The organism is Acuticoccus sediminis (genome assembly GCF_003258595.1).
Classification (GTDB): domain Bacteria; phylum Pseudomonadota; class Alphaproteobacteria; order Rhizobiales; family Amorphaceae; genus Acuticoccus; species Acuticoccus sediminis.
The window spans coordinates 92,367-104,268 of the sequence record NZ_QHHQ01000007.1 but is presented as its reverse complement, the minus strand read 5'-3'; the positions used below and the strand labels follow the sequence as shown (position 1 = coordinate 104,268).

Sequence of the window (11,902 nt, the reverse complement as noted above, 5' to 3'; positions counted from 1 at the left end):
ACCCGCAGTATAAGCGGGACAATGGGAGGAAATTGATGAAGAAGTTCGCGCTCGCCACCGCGGCGACGTTCGCACTACTTGCGTCTTCAGCAATGGCACAAGACGACACGTTCCGGATTGCCTACATCGAAGGGCTGTCCGGCCCCTTCGCCAACGTGGGCGACCAGGGTCTCAAGCATTTCACCGCGGCGGCCAACAAGATCAACGCCGAGGGCGGCATCAACGGCGCGAAGGTCGTCGTCGAGCCGTTCGACGGTCAGACCAACCCCCGCGAGAGCCTCGTCCAGCTTCAGCGCGCCATCGACGAGGGATTCCAGTTCGTCACCCAGGGCAACGGCTCGTCCATCGCCTCCGCCCTCATCGAGGGTGTCGAGAAGCACAACAAGCGCAATCCCGACGAGCCGGTGCTGTTCCTCAACTACGCCGCCGTCGACCCCGCCTTCACCAACGACCGCTGTTCCTTCTGGCACTTCCGCTTCGACGCGGACGCCGACATGAAGATGAACGCGATCACCGACTGGCTGGAAAGCCAGCCCGACATCAAGAGCGTCTACATCATCGGCCAGGACTATTCGTTCGGTAAGGCCGTCGCGGACGCGGCGGTCTCGCAGATCAAGGAGAAGCGGCCCGACATCGAGATCGTCGGCAACGAGCTTCACCCCCTCGGCAAGGTGAAGGACTTCACCCCCTACATCCAGAAGATCATGTCCTCCGGCGCCGACGCGGTGATCACCGGCAACTGGGGCGCGGACATGCAGCTCCTCATCAAGTCCGCGTCGGAAGCGGGCCTCGAGGCGCCGTTCCTCACCTACTATGGCGGCGGTCTCGGCGCGGTCACCGCGATGGGCCAGTCGGCCGTCGGCCGCGTGATGCAGGTCAGCGAGTTCCACGAGAACCTCGACGCGTCGGAAGAGCAGCTCGAGGCGATCAAGGACTTCGAGGACGAGTTCGGCCTCGACTACTACTACCTGCGCATCTTCACCCTGATGGACATGCTGAAGGCCGCCGCCGAGAAGGCCGGCAGCAACGAGCCCACCGAGGTGGCGATGGCGCTCGAGGGCATGGAGGCCGACAGCCCCTACGGCCACGTCACCATGCGCGCCGACAACCACCAGCTCCTGCAGGATCTCTACATCTCGATCCTGTCGGACGACGTGCCGGGCACCGTCGAAGGCACGCCCTTCGGCTTCAAGACCGTCGAAAACGGCATGATCGACGCCGCCGCGACCAAGACCGAGACCACCTGCAAGATGGACCGGCCGAACTGACGGTCCGCCCTCGGGGCGCCCGCGCCCCTGCCCTCACTGCGCCCGGCGACCGGGCGCAGACGCGCGCCGCCCCCACGGGGCGGCGCCGAACGACGGCCGCCAGCAGGCAGGATCCATGGAAACGATCGTCTTTTCGCTCCTCAACGGCGTGACGTACGGACTGCTCCTCTTCATGCTGTCCTCGGGGCTCACCCTCATCTTCTCGATGATGGGGGTCCTCAACTTCGCGCACGCCAGCTTCTACATGCTCGGCGCCTATTTCGCGTACACCATCGGCGCGGCGACCGGCTTCTGGGTCGCCCTCTTCCTGGCGCCGATCCTCGTCGGCCTCCTCGGCGCGGCGGTGGAGCGGTGGGGCCTCCGGCAGGTGCACACCAACGGGCACGTCGCCGAGCTCCTCTTCACCTTCGGCCTCGCCTACCTCGTCGAGGAGATCGTCAAGATCGTGTGGGGCAAGCTCGCCGTGCCCTACAAGGTCCCGCACCTCCTCGACTTCTCCGCCTTCACGCTATGGGGCACCTCCTACCCGGCCTATCGCGTCTTCATGCTGGCGGTGTCGATCACGATGCTGATCGCCCTCTTCGTGCTCCTGAAGAAGACGCGCGCCGGGCTGATCATCCAGGCGGCGCTGACGCATCCGGCCATGGTCGGCCACCTCGGCCACAACGTGCCGAAGATCTTCATGACCGTGTTCGGCATCGGCTGCGGCCTCGCCGGCCTCGCCGGGGTGATCGGCGGCAACTACCTCGTGACCGACCCGGCGATGGCCTACGCCATGGGGCCGATCGTCTTCGTCGTCGTCGTCATCGGCGGGATGGGCTCGCTCGCCGGCGCGTTCGTCGCCTCGCTGCTGATCGGGCTGCTGCAGACCTTCGCCGTCGCCGTCGACGCCACCTTCTACGACATGTTCGGCTGGGCCGGGCTCGGCCAGATGACGGAGGTCGGGCGCATCTCGATCTCCTCGCTGGCGCCGATGCTGCCCTTCCTCCTGCTGGTGCTCATCCTGATGATTCGGCCGCGTGGCCTGATGGGAGATCGCGAGTTTTGACCGACACCGCCCTCCCCGTCGCGCTCGGCCCCACGCGGTTCGCGCAGTTCCGCGACCGGGTGCTGCCGTTCCTCGTGTTCGCCGCCGTGCTGGTCACGATCCCGGCCCTCGGCCCGTCGCGCACCTGGTACACGCTGCTCAACTCGATGGGCATCAACATCGTCTTCGCGCTCTCCTACAACATGCTCCTGGGGCGAGCGGGGCTCCTGTCGTTCGGCCACGCCGTCTACTTCGGCCTCGGCGGCTACCTCGCCATGCACGCCATGAACTGGATCCCGGAGAGCGTCCTCGGCGTCGCCGGCGTCTTCGCCCTCCCGGTGATCGGCTTCGCCGGCGGGGCGCTCGCGGGCGCGGTCATCGGCTGGCCCTCCTGCCGCCGCGCCGGCATCCCGTTCGCGATGATCTCTCTCGGCATCGCCGAGCTCGTCGCCTCGGCCGCGTTCATCTTCGTCTCGGTCTTCGGCGGCGAGGAAGGCATCAGCGGTGACCGCATGAAGTGGTTCGACCCGGTGACGCTGTTCGGCCACGAGGTCGAGTTCACGATGGGGCCGATCAGCGACGTCTACTGGTTCATCGCCTTCTGGACGTTCGTCGCCTCGGTCCTCATGTACGCCTTCACCCGCACGCCGCTGGGGCGCATGTCCGAGGCGGTGCGCGACAACCCCGAGCGCGCGGCGTTCGTGGGCTACAACCCGCAGCAGGTGCGCTACCTCGTCTTCATCGCGTCGGGCGGGTTCGCCGGCGTCGGCGGCGGCATGGCGGCGGTCAACTTCGAGATCTTCACGCCCGAGAACCTCTCGCTGCTCCCGTCCGGCTTCGTGCTGCTGATGGCCTATATCGGCGGCATCCGGTACTTCGCCGGGCCGATCCTCGGCGCCATCGTGCTGACGTTCATGCAGTCGAGCTTCTCGGGCTACTCGGAGGCGTGGCTCCTGTACCTCGGCCTCCTCTTCATCACGATCGTGATGTTCGCGCCGAACGGGCTCGCCGGCATCGTCGTCGCCCTCGTCAACGGCGTGCGCATGCCAGGCGCGGCGGCCCGCCTCGCCCGCTGGTCGCAGATGACCCTCGCCGCCCTCATCGCGCTCGCCGGGCTGGTCGTCGTGATCGAGGTCGCGGTGCGCTGGTCCAACGGCTACGGCGATACGTTCGAGCCCTTCGGCATCGCCCTGCCGCACGGCTCGCCGCTGACCTGGCTGGTGGCCCTCGTGCCCATCGGCGCCGGCCTCGCCCTGATGCGCCTCATCGCCCGGAGGAGCGACGCATGACCGCCCCCGCACTCGAGATCGTCGACCTAAGGAAGAACTTCGGCCCGGCCGAGATCATCCGCGGCGTGAACCTCAGCATCGAGCCGGGCGAGCGGCACGCCATCATCGGGCCGAACGGGGCGGGAAAGTCCACCCTCTTCAACCTCGTCTCGGGGATGTTCAAGCCGACCTCCGGCGAGGTGCGGCTCAACGGCGAGCGCATCTCGGGCCTGCCGGCCTACGCGGTGAACCGCAAGGGCCTGTCCCGATCCTTCCAGGTCTCGTCCGTCTTCACCAACATGACGGTGCGCGAGAACGTACGCTGCGGCGTCCTCTGGTCGATGGGACAGAAGTACGCGTTCTGGAAGAGCATCCGCTCCTCCAAGGCGGTGCAGGACAAGACCGCGGCGATCCTCGCCCAGGTGGGCCTGACGGAGAAGGCGAACCTCCCGGCCGCGCTCCTCCCCTACGCCGACCAGCGCACCCTCGAGATCGCGATCACCATCGCCGGCGGCGCCGACGTCATCATGCTGGACGAGCCGACCGCGGGGATGAGCCACTCGGAGACGGAGCGGGCCGTCGCCCTCATCGCCCAGGCCACGCGCGGCAAGACGCTCCTCATCGTCGAGCACGACATGGGCGTCGTCTTCGGCCTCGCCGACCGCATCTCGGTGCTGTGCTACGGCGAGATCATCGCCACCGGCCGGCCGGACGAGATCCGCGGCGACCCGAAGGTGCGCGAGGCCTACCTCGGCGACGAGGCGGCCACTCTTGCGGAGGCAGCCCATTGAGCGCGACCGACGTCCTCGACCGCCCGGAGGCCGGCACGACAGCGCCGATCCTCGCGGTACGCAACCTCAACGCCTACTACGGCAAGAGCCACGTCCTGCAGGGCGTGGACCTCGACGTCTTTCCCGGCGAGGTCGTCGCCCTCCTCGGGCGCAACGGCGTCGGCCGCTCGACCACCGTCAAGGCGATCATGGGCGAGGTCGCGCCGGTCGGCGAGGTGCGCTTCAAGGGCGAGCTGATCTCCGGCAGGCCGAGCCACGAGATCGCCCGCGCCGGCCTCGGCTACGTGCCGGAGAACCGCGACATCTTTCCGATGATGACGGTGCGCCAGAACCTCCTCCTCGGGATCAAGGACATGCGCCGGCCCGGCCGCTGGTCGGTGGAGCAGATGCTCGACATGTTCCCCAACCTGCGCAACCGGGCCGACACGGCCGCCGGCGTCCTCTCGGGCGGCGAGAAGCAGATGCTCACCATCTGCCGCACGCTGATGGGCGATCCGGACCTCATCATGATCGACGAGCCGACCGAGGGCCTCGCCCCGAAGATCGTCGCGCAGGTGGGCGAGCTGATCGCCGAGATCGCCAGGGCGGGCGTCGCGATCCTGCTGGTCGAGCAGAAGCTCTCCATCGCGCTGAAGATCGCCGCGCGGGTCTACGTCATGGGTCACGGCGAGATCGTCTACACCGGAACTCCGGCAGAGTTCGCCACCCGACAGGACATCCGCCGCGAGTGGCTGGAGGTCTGACCGCCCGGCCGGCCTCTCAGAAGCCGGCGGCGCGGCGGACCCGCGCACCATCCCGCTCCCTTGATCGGCGGCGCGGCGAATCTCCCGGCCATTTTGGGCCGACACGGCACGCCGCTCCGGTCGTCGACCACGATCGGCGGCGCCTTAACGCTTTACCAAGGTGGGGCGAGTGGATTAGACCTCTGCCATTGCGTTTCCGCAACCTATGGTATTAACGCAGTATCGGCGCAGCGACACTTTTTAAGAACGGACCAACCCATGAAGACCTGGCTCCTCATACACGGCGCGTGGCATGGAAGCTGGTGCTGGGACCAGGTCCGCCTGCGGCTCGAACATGTCGGCGACCGCGTCATCACGCCGACCCTGCGGGGCCTCGGCGAACGTGCCGACCAGATGTCGCGGACGATCACGCTGCAGGCATGGGTCGACGAGGTGGCCCACCTCATGACCAGCCACGCCATGACCGACACGATCGTCGTCGGCCACAGCTTCGCCGGTTCGGTCGTCTCCGGCCTGGCGGAGGCGGTACCGGAGCGTATCCAGCGCCTCATCTACCTCGACGCGATGCTGCTGGAAGGCGGCGAGACGGTGTTCTCCAGCATCGATGCGGACATCGTCGCGACCCGGCGCGAGCGCTCCATGGCCTCGAGCGGCGGTCTTTCCATGCCGGCCCCTGAACCCGAGGGCCTCGGCATCCGCGACCCGCGGGAGGCGGAGTACGTCAAGCGCCGCCTCACCCCTCACCCCTTCTCGACCTACGAGTCCCCGCTCGCCCTGGAGAAGCCGCCCGGCGACGGGTTTCCCTGCACCTACGTCGCCTGCACGGACCCCGCCTACCAGCCGCTCTGGGGCTCGCGCGAACGCGCCAAAGCTTACGGATGGGACTACCGCGAGATCGCCACGGGCCACGACTTGATGATCACCGACCCGGCCGGGACGGTGGACCTCCTCGTCATGATCGCGCAGCAGGACTGATCCCCGGCGCCGCCAACCAGACGATTTCCGCGTTTCCGGGACGCTGGGCGACCGCCACGGCGTGCTGAACGCCGCGGCGCGTTCCCTGCCGCGACGGGCACGCCCGGGCCACGACCGCTGCCGCTCGCGGCATGTCCGGCATGGTCCTGCCCCACTCGTGGGCCATTTGCATTGTAGTGCAAGCGCGGTGGAGGAGCCCATGGAGACGCTCGACGAACGGATCGCCCTCGCCTTCCAGTCCGGAGTCCTGCCGGATCTCCACGCGGTTCTCGTGCGGAGGGAGGACGAAACGATCGTCGAACGGTACTTTCCGGGTCAGGATTATGCCTGGGGCCGGGACCTCGGCCGCGTGGCGTTCGACGAGACGAGCCTCCACGACATCCGCTCCATCACGAAGAGCGTGGTGTCGCTGCTCTACGGCATCGCGCAGGGCCGGGGGGACGTGCCGGCGCCCGACACGCGCCTCTTCAACGTCTTTCCCGAGTACGGCGACCTCGCGGCCGACCCGCAGCGCAGCGCCTGGACGATCGGCCACGCGCTCAACATGACGCTGGGCATCGAGTGGGACGAGGACCTCCCCTACACCGACCCGAACAACAGCGAGATCGCCATGGAGCGGGCGACCGACCGCTTCCGCTTCGTCCTCGAACGGCCGATCGTCGCCGCGGCGGGCACGACATGGCGCTACAACGGCGGCGCCTCGGCGCTGGTCGGCAGCATCATCGAGCGCCGCTCGGGGATGGACCTCTTCGCCTACGCCGAGCGGCACCTGTTCGGCCCGCTGGGGATCACCGAGGTCGAGTGGATGCGCGGGCGCGACGGGGTGCCGTCGGCGGCATCCGGCCTGCGCATGACGGCGCGCGACCTCGCCAGGATCGGCACCATGGTGCTCCAGGGCGGCGTGTGGGACGGAACGCGCATCGTGCCCGCGGGCTGGATCGCCTCGCTCGGCAGGCCCGTGGCGCAGACAACCTTCGGCATGGGCTACAGCCGCATGTGGTACTCCTCGCAGCAGCCCGTCCGCGACACCGGCCAGCAGGTGCCGATGATCTCCGGGATGGGCAACGGCGGCCAGCGGCTCTTCGTGCTGCCGAGCCTTGCGACCGTCGGCGTCCTCTACTGCGGCCGCTACAGCGACCCGGACCAGTGGCTCAACCCGCTGATCGTGCTGCAGCGGCTGATCCTCGCGACGGTCTGAGCCCCGCTCCCGCGCGCCGCTCCCCCGCCGGGAGCGGCCGCACGGTGGCGGCCCCGCCGGACGCGGCGGTCAGCTCGCCGCGGCCTGCTCGTCCGGGAGCTGGTAGTCCTTGAAGTTCTGCCGGAGCGTCAGCTTCGACACCTTGCCGGTCGCCGTCAGGGGCAGCTGCTCGACGAACACCACGTCGTCCGGGATCTGCCACTTGGCGAGATGCTCCGACAGCATCGCGATCAGCTCCGCCTTCGTCGGCGGGTCGCCGGCGGGCGTCACCACCAGAAGCGGTCGCTCGTCCCACTTCGGGTGCGGCACCGCGACCACCGCGCAGTTGGCGACCTTCGGGTGGGCCATCACGATGTTCTCGAGATCCAGCGAGGAGATCCACTCGCCGCCGGACTTGATGAGGTCCTTGGCGCGGTCCGTGATGGTGAGGATCCCGTCGGCGGAGATGTGCGCGACGTCGCCGGTCCCGAACCAGCCCTCCTCGTCTAGCGCCTTGCTGGTCGCCGCCTCGTTGTTGAAATAGCCGGCGACGATGGTGTTGCCGCGCACGTGGAGCTCGCCGACGGTCTTGCCGTCGTGCGGCAGGCGCTTGCCGTCCTCGTCGACGATCTTGAAGTCGACGCCGAAGATGCGCCGGCCCTGGCGCGACTTCCAGTCGATGAGCTTGTCCTGCGGCCAGTCCTTCATTTCGTCGATCTGCTGGCCGGTGGTGCCGATGGGGCTCATCTCGGTCATGCCCCACGCGTGGCAGACATCGACGCCGAGGTTCTCGAACTTCTCGACCATCGGGCGCGGCGCCGCCGAGCCGCCCACGACAAGGTGGCCGAAGCCTTCGGGGATCCGGCCGCGCTTGTCGATCTCGTTGAGGAGGCCGAGCCAGACCGTCGGCACGCCCCAGGCGGACCACACCTTCTCGGAGTCCATCAGCTCGTAGATGCTCGGCCCGTCGAGCTTGCCGCCGGGGAAGATCAGCGAGGCGCCGGTCAGCGGCGCGGTGTAGGGCGTCCCCCAGGCGTTGACGTGGAAGAGCGGCACCACCGGCATGATGCGGTGCCCCGGCGCGAAGACGCCCGGCATCGAGGTCGGCACGATCAGCGTGTGCAGCACCATCGAGCGGTGGGAGTAGAGCGCGCCCTTGGGGTCGCCCGTGGTGCCGGAGGTGTAGCAGAGGCCGGCGGCGGTGTTCTCGTCGAACTCCGGCCAGTCGATGCTGGTGGGCTGTCCCTCCAGCAGCTCCTCGTAGCAGAGGGCGTTCAGCGTGTTCTCGGGCATGTGCGCCCGGTCGGTCATGATGACGAAGGTGAGGTCGGCCGGAAGCTCGCCCGTCAGCTTCTCGAGGATGGGCACGAACGTCGTGTCCACGAACAGGACCTTATCCTGCGCGTGGTTGACGATGTAGATCATCTGCTCGGCCGAGAGGCGCGGATTGATCGTGTGGCAGACCGAGCCGATGCCGGAGATGGCATAGTAGAGCTCGAAGTGGCGGTAGCCGTTCCAGGCGAGCGTCGCGACGCGGTCGCCGAACCCCACTCCGAGGCCTTTCAGGGCATGGGCGAGCTGGGCGACGCGACCTGCGGTTTCCTTATAGGTCGTACGATGGACGTCGCCCTCGGTCCGCACCGAGATGATTTCGCCGTTCGGGTACACCTCGGCGGCGAACGCCAGAATGTCCGCTATTTTCAGCGGACGGTTCATCATCATGCCCTTCATGAGGCTCTCCCTAGTTTATTTGTCTCAAGTACATAGCGGGTCGAAGGCGTGTCTCAAACACGCGGTGGCCGCGGCGCAGTGACAGATCACTTCGCCGCTCAACACCTTGAACCCGCTAGGCACTTCCTTGTCCTTGCGTGATGCAGGCCGCGCGCCACCCGACTTGCCGTTCACGGTTTCACCCCCTACTCCCATCCGGGATATCAGCGGGAGCTTATGACCATGCACATCGGACTGATCGGCGGCATCGGCGTCGCTGCAACGATCGTTTATTATCAGCGCCTTACGGCCGCTGTCGACGCTCTCGGCGGGCCGCTCGACCTGACCATCTCGCACGGCGACATCCAGACGCTGATCCGCAATAATCTCGCTGACCTCCGCGGCCCGCAAGCCGGGATCTTCGCCGCACAGGTCGCCCGGCTGCGGGAGGCGGGGGCCGACTTCGCGGCGATCACCTCCATCGGCGGCCACTTCTGCTTCGACGAACTCGCCGCGATCAGCCCGCTGCCCCTCGTCTCCGGCGTGACGCCGCTCGACGACGCCTTCGCCGGCCGCGGTATCGGCCGGGTCGGCCTCCTCGGCACCCGGGTGGTCATGCGCACCCGGCTCTACGGCCAGCTCGCCCGCACAGAGGCGGTGGCGCTCGACGACGAGATCGACACGATCGGCCAGACCTACCAGGACGTCGCGGTCGCCGGCGCCTGCACCGACGCGCAGCGCGCCCTCTTCATCGACGCGGGAGCACGGATGGTCCGCGACCTCGGGGCCGAGGCGATCGTGCTGGCCGGCACCGACCTCAATCTCGCCTTCGACGGGCAGGAACCCGGCTACCCCGTCATCGACGCGCTCGACGTGCACGTCGACGTGCTCGCGCGCCTTGCGACGGGGCGCCTCGCCCTCGAGGACGTCGCCGTCCCCGCCGGGCGGCCCTAAAACTCGCTTCGCGGCCCGGTGCCGGTGCGTCCGGCGCTTGTGGCCCGCCGCCGCGAAACGTAGTTTCACATGGTGCGCAACCGGTATCGGCGCGACACCGAGAAACGCCGTCACGCACGTCGTGAAACAGAAACGTCTGGAGGACCCCTTGCCCACACCCATGCAGCGGATCGTGCTCGCCAGCCGACCCACGGGCGCGCCGACCGAAGACAACTTCCGCCTCGAATCCGCCGAGTTGCGCGATCCCGGCGAGAAGGAGGTCGCGGTCGAGAACCTCTACCTCTCGCTCGATCCCTACATGCGCGGGCGGATGGACGACGCGAAGTCCTACGCCAAGCCGGTCGAGGTCGGCGCCACGATGGAGGGTGGCACCGTCGGCCGCGTCATCGCGTCCAACTCGTCGCGCTTCGCGGAGGGCGACCTCGTCGTCGGGCAGTTCGGCTGGGCGACGCACGGCGTGCTGCCGGCCAACCAGCTCCGCCACGCCGCCACCGACTACGCGCCGCCGTCCGCCTCCCTCGGCGTCCTCGGCATGCCCGGCTTCACCGGCTGGTACGGCCTCAAGGAACTCGGGCGGCCCAAGAGCGGGGAGACGCTCGTCGTCGCCGCGGCCACCGGACCCGTCGGCCAGATGGTCGGCCAGCTCGGCAAGGCGCTCGGCCTGCGCGCGGTCGGCGTCGCCGGCGGCGAGGACAAGTGCCGCTTCGCGGTCGAGACGCTCGGCTTCGATGCCTGCCTCGACCACCACGCCTACCCCGACGTCCCGGCGATGCGCGAGGCGCTCGCCAAGGCCGCGCCCGACGGCATCGACGTCTACTACGAGAACGTCGGCGGCAAGGTGCTGGAGGCGGTGCTCTCGCTGATGAACCCGTTCGGCCGCATCCCGGTCTGCGGCACCATCGCCTACTACAACCTCGGCGGCCTCGGTGCCGGCGACGCGCCCGGGCCCAACATGCTGCCGCGGGCGATGCGGTCCATCCTCGTCAACAAGCTCAACGTCCACGGCTTCATCATCATGGACCACTGGGACCGCTACGGCGACTTCCTCGCCGAGGTGGGCCCGATGGTGAAGGACGGCCGCATCAAGTACCAGGAGGACATCGCCGAGGGCCTCGCGAACGCGCCGGCGAAGTTCATCTCGATGCTCAAGGGCGGCAACTTCGGCAAGACCGTCGTCAAGCTGACCGGGGACGCCGCATGAGGCTGTTCGACCTCAGCGGCAAGACCGCGCTGATCACCGGCTCGACCAAGGGCATCGGCAAGGCGATCGCCGCCGCCCTCGCGGACGCGGGCGCGAACGTGGTCATCTCGAGCCGCAAGCAGGACGCGTGCGAGGCGGTCGCCGCGGAGATCCGGGCCACCGGGGCGACCGCGGTGCCGATCCCCGCCAACATCTCGAGCGACGAGGACGTCACCGCGCTGGTGGAGAAGACGACCGCCGAGCTCGGCGCGCCGGACATCCTCGTCTGCAACGCCGCCGTGAACCCCTACTACGGGCCGTTCCTCGACACGCCCGACGACGCGTTCGAGAAGACGATCCGCGTCAACGTCCGCTCCAACATGCTGCTGTGCAAGCTGTGCGTCCCGGCGATGCAGGCCCGGAAGGACGGCGCGATCGTCGTCGTCTCGTCCATCGCAGCGTTCAAGGGGTCGGACTATCTGGGCATCTACGCGCTGACGAAGGCCGCCGACGCCCAGCTCGTGCGCAACCTCGCTGTGACCTACGGCAAGGACAACATCCGCGTGAACGGCATCGCCCCGGCGCTGGTGAAGACGGACTTCGCGCGGGCGCTCTGGGAGGACCCTGAGCGGGCCAGCAAGGTGGCGCAGAGCTACGCCCTGCAGCGCCTCGGCGAGCCGGATGACATCGCCGGCGCCGCGGTCTACTTCGCCTCCCCGGCGGGCGCGTGGACGACGGGCCAGGTGCTCATCATCGACGGCGGCGGCTCCGTCCAGGACTGAGCCGCCGCGACGGTGCCCCCAAATGGG

General features: G+C 68.4%; 11 protein-coding genes. 10 read left to right on the top strand and 1 reads right to left on the bottom strand.

What is annotated here, in order from left to right; all coding sequences use genetic code 11:
* Window positions 1-35 precede the first annotated feature (35 nt).
* The 7 genes from DLJ53_RS26270 (at window position 36) to DLJ53_RS26240 (ending at window position 7,270) form a co-directional block, all read left to right on the top strand.
* Window positions 36-1,268 (top strand): branched-chain amino acid ABC transporter substrate-binding protein, encoded by a 1,233-nt coding sequence (locus DLJ53_RS26270; RefSeq protein ID WP_111350979.1) that lies wholly within the window; start codon window positions 36-38, stop codon window positions 1,266-1,268.
* Between the two features lie 115 nt (window positions 1,269-1,383).
* Window positions 1,384-2,316 carry a branched-chain amino acid ABC transporter permease gene (locus DLJ53_RS26265; RefSeq protein WP_111350977.1) on the top strand — a complete coding sequence of 311 codons (933 nt, stop codon included), beginning with the start codon at window positions 1,384-1,386 and terminating at the stop codon, window positions 2,314-2,316.
* On the top strand, window positions 2,313-3,584 hold the full coding sequence (locus tag DLJ53_RS26260) for a branched-chain amino acid ABC transporter permease (protein WP_244935166.1): 1,272 nt from the start codon (window positions 2,313-2,315) through the stop codon (window positions 3,582-3,584). Before DLJ53_RS26265 ends, DLJ53_RS26260 begins: the two co-directional genes overlap by 4 nt.
* Window positions 3,581-4,354: an ABC transporter ATP-binding protein gene (locus DLJ53_RS26255; RefSeq protein WP_111350975.1), complete on the top strand. Its 774-nt coding sequence runs from the start codon at window positions 3,581-3,583 to the stop codon at window positions 4,352-4,354. The genes DLJ53_RS26260 and DLJ53_RS26255 overlap by 4 nt, the downstream gene beginning before the upstream one ends.
* Window positions 4,355-4,401: 47 nt before the next feature.
* Window positions 4,402-5,097: an ABC transporter ATP-binding protein gene (locus DLJ53_RS26250; RefSeq protein ID WP_111351354.1), complete on the top strand. Its 696-nt coding sequence runs from the start codon at window positions 4,402-4,404 to the stop codon at window positions 5,095-5,097.
* A 258-nt stretch (window positions 5,098-5,355) separates the two neighbouring features.
* The gene (locus DLJ53_RS26245; RefSeq protein WP_111350974.1) at window positions 5,356-6,072 is read left to right on the top strand and encodes an alpha/beta hydrolase; all 717 of its coding nucleotides are present in this window, start codon (window positions 5,356-5,358) and stop codon (window positions 6,070-6,072) included.
* A gap of 199 nt (window positions 6,073-6,271) precedes the next feature.
* On the top strand, window positions 6,272-7,270 hold the full coding sequence (locus tag DLJ53_RS26240; protein WP_111350972.1) for a serine hydrolase domain-containing protein: 999 nt from the start codon (window positions 6,272-6,274) through the stop codon (window positions 7,268-7,270).
* A 69-nt stretch (window positions 7,271-7,339) separates the two neighbouring features.
* Here the strand turns inward: DLJ53_RS26240 and DLJ53_RS26235 are convergent, their stop codons facing one another.
* Entirely contained in the window at window positions 7,340-8,980 is a 1,641-nt protein-coding gene (locus DLJ53_RS26235; protein ID WP_111350970.1) for a long-chain-fatty-acid--CoA ligase, read from the bottom strand.
* A gap of 222 nt (window positions 8,981-9,202) precedes the next feature.
* Between DLJ53_RS26235 and DLJ53_RS26230 the strand changes: the two genes are divergently transcribed.
* From DLJ53_RS26230 to DLJ53_RS26220, 3 genes are all read left to right on the top strand, one after another.
* The gene (locus tag DLJ53_RS26230; protein ID WP_111351353.1) at window positions 9,203-9,913 is read left to right on the top strand and encodes an aspartate/glutamate racemase family protein; all 711 of its coding nucleotides are present in this window, start codon (window positions 9,203-9,205) and stop codon (window positions 9,911-9,913) included.
* 160 nt (window positions 9,914-10,073) lie between these two features.
* Window positions 10,074-11,114 (top strand): NADP-dependent oxidoreductase, encoded by a 1,041-nt coding sequence (locus DLJ53_RS26225; protein WP_202913382.1) that lies wholly within the window; start codon window positions 10,074-10,076, stop codon window positions 11,112-11,114.
* Window positions 11,111-11,875 carry an SDR family NAD(P)-dependent oxidoreductase gene (locus DLJ53_RS26220; protein WP_111350967.1) on the top strand — a complete coding sequence of 255 codons (765 nt, stop codon included), beginning with the start codon at window positions 11,111-11,113 and terminating at the stop codon, window positions 11,873-11,875. The genes DLJ53_RS26225 and DLJ53_RS26220 overlap by 4 nt, the downstream gene beginning before the upstream one ends.
* The last annotated feature ends 27 nt before the right edge of the window (window positions 11,876-11,902 follow it).

Bases quoted from the DNA above. Each gene is read 5' to 3' on its own strand.
- DLJ53_RS26270 (WP_111350979.1), top strand. From the start codon at position 36: ATGAAGAAGTTCGCGCTCGCCACCGCGGCGACGTTCGCACTACTTGCG.
- DLJ53_RS26265 (WP_111350977.1), top strand. From the start codon at position 1,384: ATGGAAACGATCGTCTTTTCGCTCCTCAACGGCGTGACGTACGGACTG.
- DLJ53_RS26255 (WP_111350975.1), top strand. From the start codon at position 3,581: ATGACCGCCCCCGCACTCGAGATCGTCGACCTAAGGAAGAACTTCGGC.
- DLJ53_RS26245 (WP_111350974.1), top strand. From the start codon at position 5,356: ATGAAGACCTGGCTCCTCATACACGGCGCGTGGCATGGAAGCTGGTGC.
- DLJ53_RS26240 (WP_111350972.1), top strand. From the start codon at position 6,272: ATGGAGACGCTCGACGAACGGATCGCCCTCGCCTTCCAGTCCGGAGTC.
- DLJ53_RS26235 (WP_111350970.1), bottom strand. From the start codon at position 8,980: ATGAAGGGCATGATGATGAACCGTCCGCTGAAAATAGCGGACATTCTG.
- DLJ53_RS26230 (WP_111351353.1), top strand. From the start codon at position 9,203: ATGCACATCGGACTGATCGGCGGCATCGGCGTCGCTGCAACGATCGTT.
- DLJ53_RS26225 (WP_202913382.1), top strand. From the start codon at position 10,074: ATGCAGCGGATCGTGCTCGCCAGCCGACCCACGGGCGCGCCGACCGAA.
- DLJ53_RS26220 (WP_111350967.1), top strand. From the start codon at position 11,111: ATGAGGCTGTTCGACCTCAGCGGCAAGACCGCGCTGATCACCGGCTCG.